Origin of the sequence: Rickettsia sp. Tenjiku01 (genome assembly GCF_001653015.1) — a bacterium.
GTDB classification, from domain to species: Bacteria; Pseudomonadota; Alphaproteobacteria; order Rickettsiales; family Rickettsiaceae; genus Rickettsia; species Rickettsia rickettsii.
Genome location: NZ_BCMR01000007.1, coordinates 1 through 18,802, shown reverse-complemented (window position 1 = coordinate 18,802; position 18,802 = coordinate 1). Strand labels below are relative to the sequence as shown.

The window sequence follows — 18,802 nt, the reverse complement described above, 5'->3', positions numbered from 1 at the left end:
TCGACTTAATTAATAAAGATAGTGAGAAATATGAATCTATTATTGATAGGAGTAATAAAGCTATAATTATATTAGGGCAAGAGAAAGAAGATTTAAAGCTCATAGCTAATTTTCTTAAAGACGGTGAATTAATATTAGAAAGTAATGAGTATGGAGATTGGGAATGCTCAAAAAAAGTCTAACCACAAGTTCAAATATTTTAGATAGTTTTTATATAAAAAACGAAAAATATTTAACATATAACAGTTCTTATTTGGATGCTGCTAATTCATCCTCCGAATCTACTATTGACAAATTTTTCCTACAAAAAATTCTAAGTACAACTCCTACTAAATTTATATTAGCAATAAAAAATATTGAAACCAAAAACTCTAACTCTTCCCTTGTCAAAGCCAATCTAGAAAAACTTGTCGGTATATTTGAACAATTTACTAAATTATATGGATATAAATGAAGGTAATTTATCTATAGTAGTGATAGCCCAAGCAAGCAATAATCATACTCATATATCTAAAATTATTGATGACACTATAAAACTCGGTAATTTTAGCGATGAACAAAAGAGTATCATTAATAAAATAAAAGATTCTATTTTTATTTCAAGCTAGCGAGCAAGCAAAAGACTATACAAAGCTATTAAATATTAGAGATGATAATTATATCATTCTAGATGAATATAATAAAATAACAATCGACGGCGAAAATTTAACATATATTTTAAATTCTATAAATGTAATTAATAAAGAAGTACCAATTAGTATCAATGAGCTTAAAACATATATAGAAAATAATTTAAGTTTTGCAGATGTTTTGCCTAAAACAGACAAATTGAAACAATTAATAGATATAGTAAATTACTATAAACAGTTAGAAGACAATGCCAAAACTATAGGCAATTTCTTAGAAACCATTAAAAAATTAAATCAGCTTTTAGAAACACCGAAATCAGAAAATAAATTAGAGAATCTTCTAAATTACCTTAAATATTAATCTAACATCAAATTTTCCGAAAAAGAAAATTTGGTTACACTTAATTCTGCAAAATGGTTTAACGATTTATTTACCTCGGGACATATAATATAAAAGAAAAGTTATTAGAATCATTTAAGCATACAATATGCAAAGATAAAGATTCATTTTATAACAAATTAAATGAGACTATTGAAAAATTTTATGAAGATATCAAAAATAACGATGTTTTAGACTTAAAAGCAATCAATAATATATATATATAACTTAAAAAACTTTTTACAGCATATTAACAATTCTAGCACTGATGTTGAAAATTTAGATAAAATTAAATTATTTTTAACAAAGAGCTTTAAGAATTTTAATAATATATTAGGTATAACTATAAATAATAGCATTAGTAATTTAGAAAAACTAATAGGCTCAGTCAACAAGCAAAAAACTAAATCTCTTTGGAAGTATATTACCGCATCTAAATCTATTACAGAAATATCTCAAAATCTCGATAAAGTAATATATGATAAGCTTTTACATCAGCCTGTGTTACCTGATCAAGCGCTACCTATTTATAATTTATTAGAAAAATTACTAAAAGAAACTCACAAATCTATTAATGATAGTTATAAAAACGAAAACTTATATAAACATCAATTAGCAAAAATTTATTGTCAACAAGCACAAATCTGTACACCTAATGGCTCAACAAAACTATCTAAAGACTCAATAGGATTGTATGAAAACGCTGCTAACCTTGGTTCTGAAGAGGCAAATATAAAACTTGGGACGATTGAATTTAAGAGCGGAAATTATGTAAAAGCTTTAGAATATTTTAAAAAAACTACTCATATATCTTATGCAAAAGAAGCTTTTAATGAATTATTACATCTAAAAGAATCCGCAAGATATAGCTAAATTAGCATCAGAAATAATTGAATTATATTCAAGCCAAGGTGATTTTTATAACCAATATAATCTAGATATATCAGAAAAAAGTCTGCAAGATTCACTAAAAGTATTTTGTCTTAATACGAAAGCTCTCATAGAAGAACAAGGAAGACCTAAACCTTATGGAATATTATATGATTTGTCTAAAGAGTTAACATCAATAATTTCTTCACCGTGTAGTCAACTTAAATTTATACAAAAAACTGAAAAATATAAAAATTTAGCAGAAAAATTTATTACGACAAGCCGGTCACATGATTCATACTTTAAAGAACCTTTACTTAAGTTCGATGATTTACACCTTAATTCTTCATTCCATATTATGATAATAATGAAGATTCTAGCAATATGTTAGGTGCTTGTTATAGTTCCTCAGAGTTAGCCTCAATGAGAAAAATTTAATATCTCTTAATACAATTTTTATAGACAAGCAGAAATGTGGTGCTAGTATAAAAATAGCTATATTTAACGATGAATTAGATTATGACAAATAATCAATTTTCCGAAGATACCAAAAAAATTGCTGATCAAATAAAAGATGCATTAATGGGTATTAGTGACGATCTTGTACTTGAAAGTAAAGAGGTAGAGGAAATTTTTGAAGAATTAAGCCAAAATGAAGAATTTGAGTATGAGATGGAACGAATGCTTTCTATCTTAAATGAACAAACTATGGATTTAACTCAACTGCAAAGTCGGATTATCTTATTAATCCGTAAGTATTTAGGTAAAACTAAAAACTTAAAGCTTAAAATGCTTAAAATGGATGAGAAGCTCATTAACAAGAATGTTGCCGAAGTCAGTAATTATTTAATGCATCAGCATTCTAAAATAGTTAGAGATGCTAATAAAAACCTTACAAACCCAAAAGACAAATTACAAGGTTTAACCAAACAAGCTAGAATAAACTTAAAACGTTTATTAAAAAGCTTTGCCGTTTACCAAATTTATATGTTTATGAACCCAAAAAGAATAGCAGGCGAAACGAAGCTAATGAACTTCGCCTATAATATGATCAAAGGAGGCATGAAACTCGCTAAAAAATATGAAGGCGGCAAGGAACAAGAAATTAAATCATATTCACCTAGACTTATTAAAAAACTTGAAAAAGCCCATGTCGGCTTTAAAAAAAGTGGCGGTATATCAATTTAACTATTGTATCTTTTTATAAAGAGCTTATACTAAACTAACATTCATATTATGATAGGTATCAAACTTTCAACTTAAATTATTCATGTAAACTTAATATTGCGGAACTAATAACTTGGGTACATCTTGGCTGCAGCAGTACTCAAGAAAAACACCGCGCTCAACCTGTAAAATTAACATAAAACTCTTTCTCTCAACTCCTCCCCTTGCTACTGTAACGGATAATATAAACGATACTGTTTGTTATGCAAAAATCGTACGGCTAGTACAAAAACTTTCTCAAGAAAATCAATTTAATCTTATCGAGTATTTAGCCGCACAAATATATGTGATATTATTTATCAAAATTTTATCGAATCTAAATTAGAAAAGATTTTTCTAAACGTAACCGTTACTAAATTAAAATCACCGGTTTCAGGAGTGCATGGCGGAGTTTCTTTTTCTTATTCAGGAAAGGAGACACTATGATTTATATTTCTATAGGCAGTAATTTAGGTAATAAACTTTTAAATATTAAAAAAGCTCTAAATTCACTAAAAAGTTGTAATTTTATATCGCTTAAGCAATCTATTATTTTTGAAACACAAGCTATTCTACAACCTAATGCAGATAAAGCTTGGGATAAATCATATTTAAATATGGTGTGCAGGGCAAAAGTACTTTAACGCCTAGTAAACTTCTAATTGAGCTTAAAAAGATTGAAAAACAACTAGGTCGCGCAAGCTCTTACGATAAATGGTCTCCAAGAGTTATTGACTGAGATATCCTACTTTGGCATAATTGCCATATAGATTTACCTGATTTAAAGATACCGCATCCTGAATTATTAAACAGACCGTTTCTTATTCATCTAATTGCAGGTTTAAGCTTGGAATGTCGTTATTCATGTCCGATTAATAATTTTTACAACAATAAAACCTTTGCAGAAATAGCACATTTAATTGAAAATCAAGGAGTTATACGCTCTCTTGTTTTAAATCCTCAATTCATCGGTATTTTAAACATTACTCCTGATTCTTTTTCTGATGGAGGATTGAGTTTTCATAAAGAAGATGCCATTAGAAATTTTGTACGCTTGATAAATGAAGGGGCTACAATAATTGAGCTTGGATCACAATCAACACGTCCTTCTGCTTTAATTATTAATGAAGATGAAGAATATACAAGGCTTAATAATGTTCTTGAAGAGCTTAAGGAAGTTATAAAGGAAAAAGAGTTATAGTCAGTATTGATAGTTTTACTCCTGAAGTAATTAAACGTGTTTTAAAAAAATACCCTATTTCCTGTATCAACTTGGTTAAAAATAATCTAGATGATTATACATTACGATTAATTGCCGATTATAATTGTAAAATTATTACTATGCATTCATTAACCGTTCCACCACAAAAACAAAAATGTCTTGATTTCGATAAATCTCCGCTTGCTAGCTTAAATATATGGACAGAGCAAGAAATAACAAAATTAGAAAAATGTGGATTTGATAGAAAAAATATCATTCTTGATCCTGGAATTGGTTTTGGAAAATCCGTTTATCAAAATTTATATATTACAATATATTAAAGAATTTAAAAATCTAGGATGTGAGATATTGTTAGGACACTCACGAAAATCTTATATTTCCGCTTTTTATAATTCCAAAGCATCGGAAAGAGACTTAGAAATAATAGCAATATCAAAATATTTAATGGAAAACGTAGTTGATTATTTACAAGTGCATAATGTTATAGAGCATCAAAGATTTTTTGTAGCAGACCATATGATTAACTATATCTTATGAAAAATAGAAAAATCATCGGTATAATGGCATGTGACCCACAAGGGGTGATAGGTAATAAAGGTCAGATGCCTTGGTCTTAATACTAAGGAGTATGAATATTTTTATCAGACGGTAAAAAATAATATTATAGTCATGGGACGAAAAACCTTTGACTCTATACCTACAAAGATTTTAAAAAATTGTATTTGTATTGTTTTTTCAAGAAATACACCATTACAATCTTATAATAATATATTTTTTATTAAATCCTTAGATGATTTTTAGCAGGTAATAAAACCTTTTACTGATAAGAAAATTTTTATGGTTGGAGGGGCAGGAATAGCAACTCTTTTCCTAGAACAAAATCTTATTGATGAATTTTTACTTACAAAAATAAATAAAAATTATGATGGAGATACTTTTTTGCCTCTTAATCTTTATAGCAGAATTGCATTCTGTAATAATAGATAAAACAAACAATTATCAGATTTATAAATTTACTAAGAGGAGGTAAGATGAAATTTTTAGAACAGCTTAATATAAAAATCTTGAGCAATATAACCTCTTAAATCATCCATTTTTCAATTATGGCATATGGGAAAACTTACTCATTCTACTTTACAAATTTACACAAAAGAATATTATCATCACGTTACAGCTTTCCCAGGTTATATTAAGTGCAATACATTCCAAATGTAGTAATATACAAGCTAGACAAATATTACTTGGTAATCTTATAGAAGAAGAACAAGGTGAAGAAAATCACCCGGAACTATGGAAACGTTTTGCTAAAGGACTTGGATGTTTAAGAAACCAACGCACTTCAGAACCTAAATTAGACTCAACTCAAAAACTTGTTCAAGGTTATTAAATTAACATAGGAATCTTTTTCTATAGGTCTTGGAGTACTTTATGCTTATGAGCGTCAGACTCCTAAAGTATCTGACTCTAAAATTCAAGGATTAAAAAATTTTTATGGAAATTCAGATTACAGAACTTTACAGTTTTTCATTGTTCATAGTAAAGTTGATCAATTGCATACACAAGAATGTGCAAATTTGATTAATAATTTAAGCTCAAAAGAACAAACATCAGCATATCAAGGAGCAAAACTACTATGGCAATTTCTAGATGGTATAAATGCAACGTATCAGTAATTTAACTATTATTCTTTCATAAAATGAAAAATATCTTCCTACATTCCTTAAGTCTTGAGAATTATCGTAATTTTAAAAATCTTGAACTAAAAACAGATAATACACCAATAATTTTAATAGGTGAAAACGGTAGCGGTAAAACTAATATTTTAGAAGCTATATCGCTATTTTATCCAGGAAGAGGGCTGAGATCAGCAAAACTTGCCAATGTATGCAAAACTTCAGAAGATCATTGTCTAGTTAAAGCTCTATTGCAAAGTAAGCTAGGACTTGCAGAATTTACCACCCAATTTAAACGTAGTTCTAATAGAAGGATAACTGAGTATAACGAAAGTAAAATAGCCAATAATGAGTTAAGTAAATTCACTAGCATGGTATGGCTGACTCCGCACATGGAAGGAATCTTTACAAGCGGTAGCAGTGATAGAAGAAAATTTCTTGATAGAATAGTTTATAATTTTGATCCAAAGCATGCAGAGCTAGTTAGTAAATACGAATATTACATGCATGAGAGAAATAAAATTCTAGTAGAAGATATAAGAGATGATAATTGGCTTAAAATTATCGAAGAAAAGATGGCTGATATTTCTAACCATATTGCTAATAATCGCTTAAAAACCTTAGAATTTATGCAGCAAGCAATAGATGACCTTGAAAATGAATTTCCAAAAGCCGATTTATCGATTGACGGCATTGTTGAACAAAAAATATTAAACGGCAAAGAAAATATTGTTAGTTTTATTACTGCAGAACTTTATCAAACAAGAAGCAAAGATAAACTACTTGGTCGCACTAGTTTTGGAGTTCATAAAAGTGACTTTTTAGTAAAGCATCAAAAGAAAAATATCTTAGCCAAATTCTGTTCTACCGGTGAACAAAAAGCTATATTAATTGCAATAATCCTTGCTGAAATGAATTATGCTATAAAGCTAACTAAAATAGCACCGATTTTACTTTTAGATGAGGTCTTTGTGCATTTAGACGACAAAAGACGTCAATATTTAATCGAATTTTTTACCGGCTTAAACATGCAACTATGGGTTACCACTACCAATCTAGAGGGAATAGAAAATTTTGCAACTAAAGCACAATTGATTAAGTTATAGTTTGTTTAATAATGTCATTCCTGCGAAAGCAGGAATCCCAGCATAAAGCGAGCTTTTAATTTCAAAAATTTGCTGTATTTAATACTTTTTGTCTGGATTCCTGCTTTCGCAGGAATAACATTGAACACTTTTCTCGCACCATGTAACAACGCCCGCTAAAAGCGGGAATGACATCAAGAGTATTTTCTGATCCATACAATGGAGCACTATCCCAATCAGATTCACAAGAAAAATTTCATCCTTCTTGATTTTTATCGCACCTCTTAAAAAACCAAAATAACTATTATTATTTTTCATAAAATAAAATTACACTTCACTTACATAGTATATGAGCATTAGTTAAATTTAACGTTTTTTGTATATAAATATATTGCTTAATCTTTTGAAACTGCTTAAAATTGATTTTTAATTTATGTAAATACTATGACAAAACAAGCTAATAAAATATCCTATGATGAAGTACCTTATTCTCCATTTACTTTCAGTTATACCTCCCCACCTTATTTAAGAACTATCGGCAAGCTATTCGGGCTAAACCCTCCACCTCTTGAAACTGCTAAAATACTTGAACTCGGTTGTGGAATCGGTGTTAATCTGCTTAACTTTGCTGAAACATATCCTAAATCACAATCTCTAGGTGTTGACTTATCCAAAACACAAATAGAATTAGGTAAAAAAATTATCAGTGATTTGAAAATAAAAAATGCCGAACTAAAGGCATTATCTATATTGGACCTTGATGAGTCATACGGTAAGTTTGATTACATAGTTTGTCACGGCGTATATTCATGGGTACCTGAAGAAGTACAAGATAAAATACTCAAAGTCTGTAATAAACTGCTAAATCCGAACGGCATAGCTTTTGTAAGCTATAATACGCTCCCGGGCTGGAATATGCAGAGAACAATACGTGAAATGATTATGTTCCATTCAGAGCTATTTAATACTAGCCATGATAAATTACAGCAAGCTAAATTACTTTTAAAGTTCATCAATGACTCATTAGAAAGCTCCACAACGCCTTATTCTAATTTCTTACGAGATGAAACAAACTTATTATCTACATATACGGACTCATATGTATTACATGAATATTTAGGCGAAATTAATACAGGTATATATTTTCACCAATTCATAGAAAAAGCTCAAAAAAATCATCTAAATTACTTAGGTGATACGTCGCTCACTGCAATGTTTATCGGTAATTTACCTACTCAGGCAGCAGAAAAGCTACAAGCCGTTAATGATATTGTTCGTACTGAGCAATATATGGATTTTATCACTAATAGAAAGTTCCGCTCGACATTATTATGTCATCAAAACATACCTATAAACAGAAAAATTGAATTTAATAATTTAAAAGAGTTTTTTACTAGCCTTAATATTAGACCGGTAATTCTAGAAAAAGCTGTTGATTTAACTAACGAACAGGAAAATGTTAGCTTCTATTACGAAAATTTACCTGAGCCTTTTATTTCAACCACTTCGCCGATCATGAAAGCTATTTTATATGTATATGCCGAAAATATTAGCAATCCGATAAGCTTAGAACAAGTAGCAAAAGAAGCTTTTAAAAAGCTTGGTAAATATCAATTACAAGATTTCTTAGCAGCATTAGAACAGCATTTTATCATATTCATTTTTCAAGGTTATCTCAAAATATTTGAAACAAAACCTCATGCTATAGCAACTATCACCGAAAAACCTAAAACTAGCGAATTTGCAAGATACCAAGCAAAACAAGCATATTTTAATAATGTAACTAGCGTGTTTAGCGTCACTAATAGACTTAACGATATGGTAGGTATACCGATACATGAAAAATATATTTTAGAAATGTTAGACGGTACTCATAATATTGATGATATTAAGAAAGGCGTTCTTGAAAAAATTAATGCAAAACTTTTAACTGCTCGTGACGATAAAGGACAGGAAGTAACAGATCCAAAATTATTAAAAGAATTTGTTGACTATGTAGTTAATACATCCCTTGAGAAATTCCGGATAAATTATCTGTTAGTAGAGTAATTAAAATGTTCGTGATCAAGTCTGCTTTATTGCATGGATCAGCTTTTGCGTTATTGCGCGTAGTCGTAGACTACAGCCAATCCATAAAAATATAATCCGAGTAAATGAAAAGAGTAGCTATACAAAGCTCAACTTAGAAAAGAGCAAGGAGCCTGCAAACCGAGGAGCAGAGCGTATACTTAATACGTGAGCATCCGAGGTCTTACAAAAACGACACAGTCAATTTTTCAAGTTGAACGAGTATAACTATGCTACTAATTTTTCACGCAATACTTCAACTAACTTATTAATTGCTTCGGTTGGGTGAATGTTTTCAAGGATAGCAAGCTCGCCTGCAAGTCTATTTAAAGCTGATTCGTAGAGTGTTCTTTCACTGTAAGAACGATCATTATCAACATTTTTATGTAAGTCCCGTAATACTTCGGCTATAGCTACAATATTACCTGAGTTAATTTTGCCTTCATATTCTTGGGCTCTTCTACTCCACATTCTATTTCCTTGTTTTGGTTTACCTTGAAGAGTTGAATATATGACATCTAAATCTTTTCTGCTTGCAACCGCTCTAAGACCAACAACCGCAGCTCTACTAACAGGCACTTTTAATGTCATTTTATCCTGCGAAAAGGAAATTACATATACTTTAATTTCAGTACCTGCAATAGTATGATATTCTATATTTGTTATTTCACCAACTCCATGTGCAGGATAGACAATTCTCTGCCCTATTTTAAACTCAGATTTTTGTTCGGATTGTGTTGTATTTGCCATTATTAATTCCTCCGTAGTGGTTTTAGTGCCTAAGAACTTAATGTTAGACTATATATTTTCTATAGCATAGCACATTTTGCTTTTATTATAAAGTAGAGATTTTTATTGAAATAAAATTGATACGATCTTATTGTAGATAATATTAATAAGTTAAAGGAATAAATATGCGAAGTATTTTTATTATACTAATATTTTTATTATTTTTGAGTAGCTGTTCAGAAAAAAAAGCACAAGATAAGAACCATGAGGAAAAACAAATAATAGAGCACGAAACTCAAAATAACGAAACTTCTAAAGAAACGAATCAGGAAGCCGTAAATTCTGAAAATACGGCTAAATCAATAGTTCCTGCTAATGATAATAATCAGACTGATGAAGTATCAACGCCGGCTTCACAAGAACAAAAAAATCCTGCAATAAAACCTGTTAAAGTCACTTTTAAAGTTGATGATAATGATATGGTTCTTGGTAACAAAAAATCAAATGTTATAGTAATCGAGTATTTTTCTCCTACCTGTCCGCATTGTGCTTATTATCATAAAACAATTTTTCCGGAACTTAAGAAAAAATATATTGATACTAACAAAATTGCATATGTGGTTCGTGAATTTATTGCTACTAAACAAGATTTAGATGCTGCAATTTTAGCCCGCTGCAAGGGGGATACAAATAGTTTTACACAACTTCATAATATCATATTAATACAACAAGATAAGTGGGCATATAGCAATAAATACAGAGAATTATTAACTGATATAGGACAACTTGGCGGTATTTCTCCGGAAGAATATAAACAATGTTTAAATAATGATAAAATTACTGCAATACTAATTGCTAATACCAATTTTGTAGCAAAAGCACCCCAATTTATAGGTACTCCTTCTTTCTTCGTTAACGGAGTACAAACAGGAAGTTATAGCATAGATACTATTTCCACAGCAGTTGATAAAGCTTTAGAGGAGCAGAAAGAAAAAGCAAAAAATGAAATGAGCTTGTAATTTAGATCGTCATTGCGAGCAGTCGTAGACTGTGCGGCAATCTCGTTAAATATCCTGAGATTGCTTCGTTGACGCCTATGGCGTCTTCTCGCAGTGACGGAGATAAACTAATGAATACGGAAAAACTAAAAGATATCAAAGCAAGAATTAAAGACTTAAAAACTCCTAAGTTTTCTAATCCTAAAATTCGGCAAGAAATTAGCCCCTTCACTATCGCTGTAGATTTAGTTTCAGGTACAATGGTAGGTGTCGTAATTGGAATATTTATGGATAAATTTTTTAATTCTAAACCTTTATTTCTTATTATATTTACAATAATAGGAATGATTGCCGGCTTTAACATTATAAGGCAAAAAGTAAATGATAAAAAGTAAGGAAATGACTCATAGCCCTTTAGCACAATTTGATATCAAAAAATTAATAGACATCAAAATGTTCGGTTTTGACGTCAGCTTTACTAATTCGAGTATCTATATGTTACTTGCTAGCATCTTAGCTCTAATTTATTTTTACTTAGCTTTTTATAACCGGAAATTAGTACCTTCTAGATTACAAGTGAGTGCTGAAATAGTTTATAATCTTGTAGCTGATATGTTAAATCAGAATATAGGAGTAAAAGGACGTAAATTTATTCCGTTAGTTTTTAGTTTATTTATTTTCATTTTATTCTGTAATTTACTTGGTATGACACCTTATAGCTTTACTGCTACTAGTCATATTATCGTTACTTTTACCTTGGCAATTCTAGTATTTTTAATGGTAACTATAGTCGGTTTTGTAAAACACGGCTTACGTTTTTTAACCCTTTTTTTACCGCACGGTACTCCTTTATGGTTAGCACCGTTGATGATAGTAATTGAACTATTTACATATTTAGCAAGACCGGTTAGTTTATCATTGCGACTTGCCGCTAATATGATGGCAGGACATGTTTTATTAAAAGTAATAGCCGGTTTTACCGTGTCATTAATCATTTACTTGAAATTTCTGCCAATCCCTATTATGGTGATACTAATTGGGTTTGAAATTTTTGTTGCAATACTTCAAGCTTATATTTTTACTATTTTATCTTGTATGTATCTTAATGATGCTATTAATTTACACTAGGCTTTTTGCACAACTTACTTCTAAAGGTAATTTGAATCCGATGCTTGAATCCTCAAGTACTTTTTTGTACTCTGCAGTTCTGTGCTTCGTGTTTCCTGCAAATTCCTCTTTATTAGCTTCGTTGTGCAAAAAGCCTATTATACAGATAATTAGATAAAATTTTTTGATTAATTAAAAGTGAGTTTTTTTATGGACATGGTTTCTTTAAAATTTATTGGTACAGGACTTATGGCTATCGGCATGTACGGTGCAGCTTTAGGCGTTAGTAATATATTTAGCTCTCTACTTAGTTCAATAGCACGAAACCCTTCGGCTACAGAAAACTTACAAAGAATGGCTCTGATCGGTGCAGGTCTTGCTGAAGCAATGGGACTTTTTTCCTTTGTAATTGCTATGTTACTTATTTTTTCTTAAAATTCATTTTTAAATAAGATGCCTCAATTTGATATTGCTAACTATTATTCACAAATTTTTTGGCTTATCGTTACTTTCGGCTTATTGTATATCTTTGTTTATAAATTTATAACTCCAAAAGCTGAAAAAATTTTTAATAATAGACAGACAAATATTCAAGATAATATTACACAAGCCAATACATTGACCATAGAAGTAGAAAAGCTAAATAAATATTATAACGAGGAAATAGACAAAACAAATGCTGAAATAGATAGACTAAAAAAAGAAAAAATAGACTCTATAGAATCAGAATTTTTAATTAAAAAAAAGAATCTAGAGCAAGATTTAAAAAACGCTATAAATCAAAACATTGAAGATATAAATTTAGCTGCTAAGCAATTTAGAACTAATAAAAACGCAGCAATCATAAAGCTTGCCGTTAATATTATTGAAAAAATAGCTGGCACTAAAGCAGATATGAATTTACTACAAAATATAAAAGTAAAATAATGAATTTCCTAGATGAGAGCTTCTGGCTTGCCATGAGTTTTGTAATTTTTTTATATTTAGTTTATAGACCGGCAAAAAAAGCCATTTTAAATTCTTTAGATGCTAAGATTTTAGAAGTCCAAGAAAAAGTTCTACAAGCTGAAAAGTTAAAAGAAGATGCTGCTTTGCTCTTTAAACACACCAACGCACAAATAAAGAAATTAGAAACTTTACGCTCTCAAATGATAGAAGAAAGTAATGAAGTTACCAAGAAAATCATTCAAGACAAAACTAAAGAAATTGAAGAATTTTTAGAGCATAAAAAATCTGATGCTATACAGTTAATGCAAAACCAAAAATTAACCGCAAGTAAAAAGCTACAAGATGAATTTTGTGATGAAGTGATAAAACTTGTATCCGAATATTTTCAATCAGTTAAGCTTTCAGAAAGCAACATTGCTAAAAATTTAATGGATAAATCTGATTTTCCTCAGGATGAGGGTAAAGCTACATAGCCACACTAACCACTAGCTAGCAATTTATTTAAAATTGCTTCATCATTAACACATACCCGTAATATTGAGCCATCAATAAAATATTCAGGATGTTCGTTTGTTATCTTATTTGTTAATTCAGGATAGGCTCTAACAAATTCTTTTACACAAGTGAAGTTTTTGCTAGAGCTGTTAATCGCTCCTAAGCACATCGCTTCAAAACATAACATTTTAGCTATTTCTATATTTTTAAGTTCAGATAAAACTCCTAGTTGTTTTGCTATAAATATCTATCACCTAAATAGCCTTGCACCCCCAATTTCCTAAGATTGAGAACTTACTATTCCACTTATCTTTAGCAGCATTAATATATATTTTATTTAAAATATTCTTTTGTATTTTTTGTTTAATTTCTAATGTAACTTCCTCAAAATCGCCTCTTTATAATATAAACTCCCTAGTTTCATTATTTTTTATAAATTCTGGTGCAATTTTTTTGAGATAAGTTTTTAGCCTTGTAGTGACCTAAACCTAAAGTTTGACGTACATTAAATAAGATTGTTTATATAGCTTCGTATGTATTATCTAATTTTTATAAATCACTCCGATATTATTAAGAGAGCTAGCAATAAAAGAAGGATGAACTAATTCTTGATCGATTTTTAAAGCTTTCTTATAATATTTTAACGATTCTTCAAATTTACATAATATATATTCATTATAATAACCCATTTTTTGATATAAATTTGCCTTTCTACATTTATCCATTTCAATATCATCATTTAATATTTTTACTACATGGGGATAAAATATTTTAGAATTTTCCCAGTCTTCACTTGGAACATCTGTTAATATTGGAAATAAATCATCTAAGATTTCTGCTAGTCTTGTATAAATCTCTCTTTCATCTATCTCATGTTCTTTATTTTATTTATATATTGCTTTGTTATAAATTGCATTAATCTATGTAATTGTAAGCCGGCTTGTCTATTTTGGTATATTAGATTCATTATCGATAATGCTTCTAACCTTTTTATAGGTTCTTGTAGCTTTTCTTTATCTATTAAAAATAATTCTTCGAAAATCTCTATACTGATAAACTCAGGGTCTAAATCTGCAGAATATTGTAAAATATCTGCCAAGCTAAAGGTGATTTTTCTAATAATTGTAGTAATAAAACGGTTTCTATATAATCATCTTTGCTATTTTTAAAGTAATTAATGTAATAAATTACTTATAAGTAATTTATTTTGCTTTTAAATATGCTACTGCTTTAGATAGCCTATAAGGTGATGCAGCATCGTTACTACCAAAGTCTTCTACTAATTTATCAATATCTTTCTTGTTTTATCTATTTTTTAGAGATTTCTTTAAATATAATATCGCTTCTCTTTTACTAAAAGACTCTACTAATATAATATTTTCTATATCATCACTTAAATTATTATTTTTAGTAGTAATTATCACTTGTGCCTTATCATTAAGTATATTAATTATACTGTTAAGATAAGGCTCTATATCTTTATGATCTTCAACATTATCAAAAATAAATAATATAGCTGAATTTAAATTAGCAATCCTCTCATGGACTAATCTTATTATGTTTTCTTCCTTTTCATCTATTACGTAAATAGTAAATTCTTTAGCAAGTTGTTGTCTATATGCTTCAAGGACTTTGTCTGCAGAATCTGCGTTAATAAAACGTACTATTTTCTTTTTCGCTTGTGTTTGTCTATCTCCATATTTTATAGCTAGAGTGGTTTTACCGGCTCCAGCGAAAGCACTAATTGTTACAAATCGTTTTTCGTTTAAAGTTTCTTCTATTTGTTGTAATATTTCATTATAGACAATCAAATTATAAGTTGATAAACTTACTTCAATTAACCTTAAAATTTGCTCTCTTAAGTCATCTACTTTAACTTTAGGTAAGTTTGTAAAGATATAATATTTGCCATATTGAGGTTCATATAGTTCTTTTATTACTTTTAACTGTTGTTTTATTAAATTTGGTATTTCTTTTTTATCTATACTCAATTTGCTCAACTGTGCTAGATACCAATCACTACTGCCCTTATTATTTGTATTTGCTATATCTACAGACAAATTTACTTCTTTTATACGATAATGACCTTTGTAAGAAAGTTCAAATGTCCCCTCAGAGGTTATGATCTCTTTTGATGGACAACCTTGTGCGGCATTATTTTCTAAATGCTTATAAACCTCTAAAAATTGTCCGGTTGCAATATTACCTTATAAGCTGATCGATTACCTCTAAGAAGCTTCCCAATGTCGTTGCAGTAGCATTTTTATATATTAGATTGCTTGCTAAAGGTAAGAAATATCAAGTGCTTTATTAATATGCGGATTACAGACATTTACAAAATTTGGAGCTGATAAATAAGTTGTTATATTTAAAATTTTTACGTCAAAGGTAGTTTCATGGCTATACATCTGCGGCTAAAGATTTTCTGTAACTAAACCCGGGCTATCGAATGTGATTGCCTTTGCTTTTGGATAATGAAAATCTCTATGAGCAAAATATAAACTAAGCTCTGCGAGCCATACACCTAAAGAATGACCTGTGAAAGATAAATTATAATTATTCTCTTCAGCATATTTGGTAATCTCCTTTGTAGCTTCATATGCAGCCGCTTGCTGTGCCACTATCGTGTCCACCTAAAATACTTTTAAAATGAGCTTTAAACGGTGAATTAGTTTTGAGCAAATCTAATTTTTCAAATGTAGTACCTCGATAGGTAAGTACCATTTGTTTTACTTTTTCATTTACATATGCTACTGCGTAATATCTACCTATTTCAGGCTCCAGTCTTTTAATTGTTCATTTCGGGTTTTGACCTTTTCATTATTTTCTTTTTCTACAGCAAACTCTACAATATCATTTTCCGTAGAATCCATATAAGCATGTAAACTAAATAACCCATGGACAAAGTCGGTAGGGTGGTGCTTTATAGTTTTGATTATTTAAGATAATTTTACTCAATCTTTTGTACAAGCTCACTAGAAGCATTAGGCATCTTGCCCTAGCTTACATTACCGATAAAATTATTATTTTGGATTTTAGCAGCTATTTCCTCTAGCTGCGGAAGCGTTAAATGTAGATTGCTAAAATCTAAATGAACAAATGAAGGGGCATACTTTTCTAGACACACTATAATTGTTTGATAGTCACTTATAGTTTGAGAATTCTGAATTTAAAATTAGATTATTTAAGATCTTATATTATAGGAAAATATAGAATGGTGACCCCTACGGGACTCGAACCCGTGTTCCCACCGTGAAAGGGTGGTGTCCTAACCGCTAGACGAAGGGGCCTTAATTTTAAAGTAAGCAACATAGTTAGTCATACCGTGTATGACCACGGCATGACATTAAGTTAGAAGTTTTATATAACACCTTTGCAAATATTGCAAGTATAAAAATTATAGGTTTACCTTAAGCTTAACACTACCTTGATGACTTCTATAATGTTTATTTAGATAATAATTATAATCCAACGAAATAGTAGTATTTTTGATACTGCCTATAATACCCGTTCCTAAATTATAGGATGTTTTCGGTTGCTTCGGTATTAGATAATTATGTTTGAATGTATTATCAAATATTTTAACAACTCTATTTATTCTTTGGGTTTTCTCTTTAAAATTATGTTCTGCCGCTCCTTGGAATGTTAGACCTAAATTATTAAATTTTAGAGTATCTTTTAAAGGTACTGTGACTTTAGTACCGACAATTCCAGACAATATATTATTCTCTTTCATTGTAAGAGCTATTTCTTGTACGTTAACACCGATTTCATTATATACCCCGTCTCGTGACTTCCCGTATCTTAAGCCGATATTCGGGGTAATAACGAGCTTGTTCTGCAAAAGATAATTATAATGCAGTAATGCTTCCGCATTATAACTATGATTACGATGTTTTACATTACTTCTAATTTTAGTATCACCATATGAATAAGTTGTTTTATCTTTAATAAAGTTTTTAGAAGCAGATACTAAAGCTTGTAGTGCAAAATTCTTCGGTAATTCTTTTTGTCCGTAAATAGAAACCACATGACTATTAATAAGTTCTTTATCATTATTTTTACTATTTTTAAATTTAAATACTGAATGAACATTACTATAAGCTATACCTACGATATTATTGTCGATTTCAGCATCGAACCCGATAGTAGCACCTTTGTTAGTACCTCTATAACCGGTCATATTCTCAACGCGTCCATGATTATTAGTGCCGTACATACCACGCATCCACAAACCTCTTTTTATATGAGACTCTTCTTCATCACCGGCTCCCACTGCTACCATATTATTAGACACATTCATAGATGCATCTAATCTGTTACGAATCATATTATTTACAATAGTATTAACAACTTTCGCTTGATTCAAAGTAGGAGCGTTTTCTGAAATTTGTGTTTGCATTTCTTTTTTTGCTTCCTGTTCAAGAGGAATAACCGTATCAACTTCCGTTATTTTAAGATTACCCTCATCGGAATCAGATAATTGCCCTATTGTTTCTTCTTCCTCTTCAACCCCTGAATCATAACTTTCTTCATCTTCGCTACCATCGCCTAATGCTAAACATTCCTTTTCTCTATCGTCACTTAATGCTAATGCACTCTCATTACTTGATGCAAGTGCAGGTAATGAAGATAATTGTCTACTTACTTCTGTGTCTTCTTGTTCTTCATCTCCTGCAGGTAAGGTAGATTCTGATTTACCATCCGACACTAACATTTCTTGTAACAATAACTGAGCAAGAATATCTGTAGCTTCTTCGCGAAGTAACGAAGAAATTTTTTCATCATGTTCTTGTAATTGTGCATTTATTGCTAAAAGCATTTTTTCATCTAATTCCTCTACATCCTGTATACGATTACTTATATAAGCCATTGCTTCTTTAATATGATTAAGTTCCTCACTTCTAGAACTTGAGCCAGACAATTCTTCTATTTTTTGTATTTTATTGCTTAATACTCTTATATAGGTATCTACATAATCTTTATCAATTTTTATATTTAGAGTATCTACCGGAATTACAACATCACGACTACTCAAATCATCATCATTAGAGAAGCTGTTTATGCTACCAACTGAAGATGAACATGAAAATACCGGCTTACTCTCAGTTACCTTAGGTTTAGATTCAGTATCTAGATGCTTTATCTTCCCTTCTAACCAAATCTTTTCTTTATTTAAAGTATCTAACTCCAATTCCTTATTATAATCATTGGCTATTTTTTCATGTTTAGATTTTAATTCCCCTAATTGCATAACATTAGAATTGTTTAAATCCTCTAAGCCACTAACCGAAGGTGAACGGGATAGATTTGATTCTGCATCACTAGGTACACTGCTTATGTCATCAATTGAATAGGAACGTAATATTGATACATCTGTGCTTGAAGACTTTT

General features: G+C 29.9%; 24 protein-coding genes, 1 tRNA gene and 5 pseudogenes. 20 read left to right on the top strand and 10 right to left on the bottom strand.

The window, feature by feature from the left end:
* Window positions 1-163: 163 nt before the first annotated feature.
* The 14 genes and pseudogenes from TENJIKU01_RS02480 (at window position 164) to TENJIKU01_RS02425 (ending at window position 9,113) form a co-directional block, all read left to right on the top strand.
* Window positions 164-454 carry a hypothetical protein gene (locus tag TENJIKU01_RS02480; RefSeq protein WP_227779873.1) on the top strand — a complete coding sequence of 97 codons (291 nt, stop codon included), beginning with the start codon at window positions 164-166 and terminating at the stop codon, window positions 452-454.
* Window positions 441-608, top strand: coding sequence for a hypothetical protein (locus tag TENJIKU01_RS08830; RefSeq protein ID WP_172795021.1), 168 nt, complete (start codon window positions 441-443; stop codon window positions 606-608). Before TENJIKU01_RS02480 ends, TENJIKU01_RS08830 begins: the two co-directional genes overlap by 14 nt.
* Before the next feature lie 202 nt (window positions 609-810).
* A pseudogene (locus TENJIKU01_RS10585) lies at window positions 811-1,083 on the top strand (hypothetical protein).
* Between the two features lie 426 nt (window positions 1,084-1,509).
* Window positions 1,510-1,881, top strand: a complete 372-nt coding sequence (locus TENJIKU01_RS02470; RefSeq protein WP_064429082.1) for a hypothetical protein — start codon at window positions 1,510-1,512, stop codon at window positions 1,879-1,881.
* A gap of 516 nt (window positions 1,882-2,397) precedes the next feature.
* A complete protein-coding gene (locus TENJIKU01_RS02465; RefSeq protein ID WP_014410281.1) occupies window positions 2,398-3,066 on the top strand; it encodes a DUF5394 family protein in 669 nt (222 codons plus the stop codon).
* Between the two features lie 112 nt (window positions 3,067-3,178).
* Window positions 3,179-3,430 carry a dihydroneopterin aldolase gene (locus TENJIKU01_RS07280; RefSeq protein WP_227779869.1) on the top strand — a complete coding sequence of 84 codons (252 nt, stop codon included), beginning with the start codon at window positions 3,179-3,181 and terminating at the stop codon, window positions 3,428-3,430.
* 97 nt (window positions 3,431-3,527) lie between these two features.
* A pseudogene (gene folK / locus TENJIKU01_RS08275) lies at window positions 3,528-3,823 on the top strand (2-amino-4-hydroxy-6-hydroxymethyldihydropteridine diphosphokinase).
* Between the two features lie 108 nt (window positions 3,824-3,931).
* Entirely contained in the window at window positions 3,932-4,285 is a 354-nt protein-coding gene (locus TENJIKU01_RS10175; RefSeq protein WP_172795020.1) for a dihydropteroate synthase, read from the top strand.
* A pseudogene (locus TENJIKU01_RS10580) lies at window positions 4,282-4,843 on the top strand (dihydropteroate synthase). The gene TENJIKU01_RS10175 and the pseudogene TENJIKU01_RS10580 overlap by 4 nt, the downstream one beginning before the upstream one ends.
* Window positions 4,840-5,336, top strand: a pseudogene (locus tag TENJIKU01_RS02440) (dihydrofolate reductase). Before TENJIKU01_RS10580 ends, TENJIKU01_RS02440 begins: the two co-directional pseudogenes overlap by 4 nt.
* A 78-nt stretch (window positions 5,337-5,414) precedes the next feature.
* Entirely contained in the window at window positions 5,415-5,693 is a 279-nt protein-coding gene (locus TENJIKU01_RS10575) for an iron-containing redox enzyme family protein (RefSeq protein ID WP_082894479.1), read from the top strand.
* Between the two features lie 22 nt (window positions 5,694-5,715).
* On the top strand, window positions 5,716-5,979 hold the full coding sequence (locus TENJIKU01_RS10155) for an iron-containing redox enzyme family protein (RefSeq protein ID WP_255374177.1): 264 nt from the start codon (window positions 5,716-5,718) through the stop codon (window positions 5,977-5,979).
* A 23-nt stretch (window positions 5,980-6,002) separates the two neighbouring features.
* Entirely contained in the window at window positions 6,003-7,085 is a 1,083-nt protein-coding gene (gene recF, locus TENJIKU01_RS02435; RefSeq protein WP_064429080.1) for a DNA replication/repair protein RecF, read from the top strand.
* Window positions 7,086-7,508: 423 nt separating this feature from the next.
* Window positions 7,509-9,113, top strand: coding sequence for a methyltransferase regulatory domain-containing protein (locus tag TENJIKU01_RS02425; protein WP_064429078.1), 1,605 nt, complete (start codon window positions 7,509-7,511; stop codon window positions 9,111-9,113).
* A 246-nt stretch (window positions 9,114-9,359) separates the two neighbouring features.
* Here TENJIKU01_RS02425 and TENJIKU01_RS02420 read toward each other — a convergent pair whose 3' ends face one another.
* Window positions 9,360-9,881, bottom strand: coding sequence for a CarD family transcriptional regulator (locus tag TENJIKU01_RS02420; RefSeq protein ID WP_010976718.1), 522 nt, complete (start codon window positions 9,879-9,881; stop codon window positions 9,360-9,362).
* A gap of 164 nt (window positions 9,882-10,045) precedes the next feature.
* Here TENJIKU01_RS02420 and TENJIKU01_RS02415 point away from each other — a divergent pair, with 164 nt between their 5' ends.
* From TENJIKU01_RS02415 to TENJIKU01_RS02405, 3 genes are all read left to right on the top strand, one after another.
* Window positions 10,046-10,879: a DsbA family protein gene (locus TENJIKU01_RS02415; protein WP_064429077.1), complete on the top strand. Its 834-nt coding sequence runs from the start codon at window positions 10,046-10,048 to the stop codon at window positions 10,877-10,879.
* Window positions 10,880-10,989: 110 nt separating this feature from the next.
* Window positions 10,990-11,253, top strand: coding sequence for an AtpZ/AtpI family protein (locus tag TENJIKU01_RS02410; RefSeq protein WP_064429076.1), 264 nt, complete (start codon window positions 10,990-10,992; stop codon window positions 11,251-11,253).
* A 4-nt stretch (window positions 11,254-11,257) separates the two neighbouring features.
* Window positions 11,258-11,986 carry a F0F1 ATP synthase subunit A gene (locus tag TENJIKU01_RS02405; protein ID WP_064429092.1) on the top strand — a complete coding sequence of 243 codons (729 nt, stop codon included), beginning with the start codon at window positions 11,258-11,260 and terminating at the stop codon, window positions 11,984-11,986.
* Here the strand turns inward: TENJIKU01_RS02405 and TENJIKU01_RS07265 are convergent.
* A pseudogene (locus TENJIKU01_RS07265) lies at window positions 11,981-12,154 on the bottom strand (palindromic element RPE1 domain-containing protein); the annotation flags it as partial. The gene TENJIKU01_RS02405 and the pseudogene TENJIKU01_RS07265 overlap by 6 nt on opposite strands.
* A gap of 21 nt (window positions 12,155-12,175) precedes the next feature.
* Here TENJIKU01_RS07265 and TENJIKU01_RS02400 point away from each other — a divergent pair.
* From TENJIKU01_RS02400 to TENJIKU01_RS02390, 3 genes are read left to right on the top strand one after another with little or no spacing between them, the layout of a single operon-like run.
* Window positions 12,176-12,400, top strand: a complete 225-nt coding sequence (locus TENJIKU01_RS02400) for a F0F1 ATP synthase subunit C (protein ID WP_010976714.1) — start codon at window positions 12,176-12,178, stop codon at window positions 12,398-12,400.
* An 18-nt stretch (window positions 12,401-12,418) separates the two neighbouring features.
* Window positions 12,419-12,892, top strand: a complete 474-nt coding sequence (locus TENJIKU01_RS02395) for an ATP F0F1 synthase subunit B' (RefSeq protein ID WP_064429075.1) — start codon at window positions 12,419-12,421, stop codon at window positions 12,890-12,892.
* Window positions 12,892-13,386, top strand: coding sequence for a F0F1 ATP synthase subunit B (locus TENJIKU01_RS02390; RefSeq protein WP_064429074.1), 495 nt, complete (start codon window positions 12,892-12,894; stop codon window positions 13,384-13,386). The genes TENJIKU01_RS02395 and TENJIKU01_RS02390 overlap by 1 nt, the downstream gene beginning before the upstream one ends.
* Window positions 13,387-13,391: 5 nt before the next feature.
* Here the strand turns inward: TENJIKU01_RS02390 and TENJIKU01_RS02385 are convergent, their stop codons facing one another.
* The 8 genes from TENJIKU01_RS02385 to TENJIKU01_RS02355 all read right to left on the bottom strand — a co-directional run.
* Window positions 13,392-13,595, bottom strand: a complete 204-nt coding sequence (locus TENJIKU01_RS02385) for a hypothetical protein (RefSeq protein ID WP_064429073.1) — start codon at window positions 13,593-13,595, stop codon at window positions 13,392-13,394.
* A gap of 355 nt (window positions 13,596-13,950) precedes the next feature.
* The gene (locus TENJIKU01_RS02380; protein WP_064429072.1) at window positions 13,951-14,133 is read right to left on the bottom strand and encodes a tetratricopeptide repeat protein; all 183 of its coding nucleotides are present in this window, start codon (window positions 14,131-14,133) and stop codon (window positions 13,951-13,953) included.
* A 140-nt stretch (window positions 14,134-14,273) separates the two neighbouring features.
* The gene (locus TENJIKU01_RS02375; protein WP_064429071.1) at window positions 14,274-14,507 is read right to left on the bottom strand and encodes a hypothetical protein; all 234 of its coding nucleotides are present in this window, start codon (window positions 14,505-14,507) and stop codon (window positions 14,274-14,276) included.
* A 205-nt stretch (window positions 14,508-14,712) separates the two neighbouring features.
* On the bottom strand, window positions 14,713-15,468 hold the full coding sequence (locus TENJIKU01_RS02370; protein ID WP_227779867.1) for an ATP-binding protein: 756 nt from the start codon (window positions 15,466-15,468) through the stop codon (window positions 14,713-14,715).
* 354 nt (window positions 15,469-15,822) lie between these two features.
* Window positions 15,823-16,029, bottom strand: coding sequence for a lipase family protein (locus TENJIKU01_RS02365; RefSeq protein WP_227779865.1), 207 nt, complete (start codon window positions 16,027-16,029; stop codon window positions 15,823-15,825).
* On the bottom strand, window positions 16,004-16,132 hold the full coding sequence (locus TENJIKU01_RS10150) for a hypothetical protein (protein ID WP_255374175.1): 129 nt from the start codon (window positions 16,130-16,132) through the stop codon (window positions 16,004-16,006). The genes TENJIKU01_RS02365 and TENJIKU01_RS10150 overlap by 26 nt, the downstream gene beginning before the upstream one ends.
* Window positions 16,133-16,623: 491 nt before the next feature.
* Window positions 16,624-16,698 (bottom strand) — tRNA-Glu (locus TENJIKU01_RS02360).
* 107 nt (window positions 16,699-16,805) lie between these two features.
* Window positions 16,806-18,802: autotransporter outer membrane beta-barrel domain-containing protein (locus tag TENJIKU01_RS02355; RefSeq protein ID WP_153019853.1), on the bottom strand; the 1,997-nt coding region annotated here is incomplete at its 5' end.

Bases quoted from the DNA above. Each gene is read 5' to 3' on its own strand.
- TENJIKU01_RS02480 (WP_227779873.1), top strand. From the start codon at position 164: ATGCTCAAAAAAAGTCTAACCACAAGTTCAAATATTTTAGATAGTTTT.
- TENJIKU01_RS08830 (WP_172795021.1), top strand. From the start codon at position 441: ATGGATATAAATGAAGGTAATTTATCTATAGTAGTGATAGCCCAAGCA.
- TENJIKU01_RS02465 (WP_014410281.1), top strand. From the start codon at position 2,398: ATGACAAATAATCAATTTTCCGAAGATACCAAAAAAATTGCTGATCAA.
- recF (WP_064429080.1), top strand. From the start codon at position 6,003: ATGAAAAATATCTTCCTACATTCCTTAAGTCTTGAGAATTATCGTAAT.
- TENJIKU01_RS02425 (WP_064429078.1), top strand. From the start codon at position 7,509: ATGACAAAACAAGCTAATAAAATATCCTATGATGAAGTACCTTATTCT.
- TENJIKU01_RS02420 (WP_010976718.1), bottom strand. From the start codon at position 9,881: ATGGCAAATACAACACAATCCGAACAAAAATCTGAGTTTAAAATAGGG.
- TENJIKU01_RS02415 (WP_064429077.1), top strand. From the start codon at position 10,046: ATGCGAAGTATTTTTATTATACTAATATTTTTATTATTTTTGAGTAGC.
- TENJIKU01_RS02410 (WP_064429076.1), top strand. From the start codon at position 10,990: ATGAATACGGAAAAACTAAAAGATATCAAAGCAAGAATTAAAGACTTA.
- TENJIKU01_RS02405 (WP_064429092.1), top strand. From the start codon at position 11,258: ATGACTCATAGCCCTTTAGCACAATTTGATATCAAAAAATTAATAGAC.
- TENJIKU01_RS02400 (WP_010976714.1), top strand. From the start codon at position 12,176: ATGGACATGGTTTCTTTAAAATTTATTGGTACAGGACTTATGGCTATC.
- TENJIKU01_RS02395 (WP_064429075.1), top strand. From the start codon at position 12,419: ATGCCTCAATTTGATATTGCTAACTATTATTCACAAATTTTTTGGCTT.
- TENJIKU01_RS02390 (WP_064429074.1), top strand. From the start codon at position 12,892: ATGAATTTCCTAGATGAGAGCTTCTGGCTTGCCATGAGTTTTGTAATT.
- TENJIKU01_RS02385 (WP_064429073.1), bottom strand. From the start codon at position 13,595: ATGTTATGTTTTGAAGCGATGTGCTTAGGAGCGATTAACAGCTCTAGC.
- TENJIKU01_RS02380 (WP_064429072.1), bottom strand. From the start codon at position 14,133: ATGGATAAATGTAGAAAGGCAAATTTATATCAAAAAATGGGTTATTAT.
- TENJIKU01_RS10150 (WP_255374175.1), bottom strand. From the start codon at position 16,132: ATGGTACTTACCTATCGAGGTACTACATTTGAAAAATTAGATTTGCTC.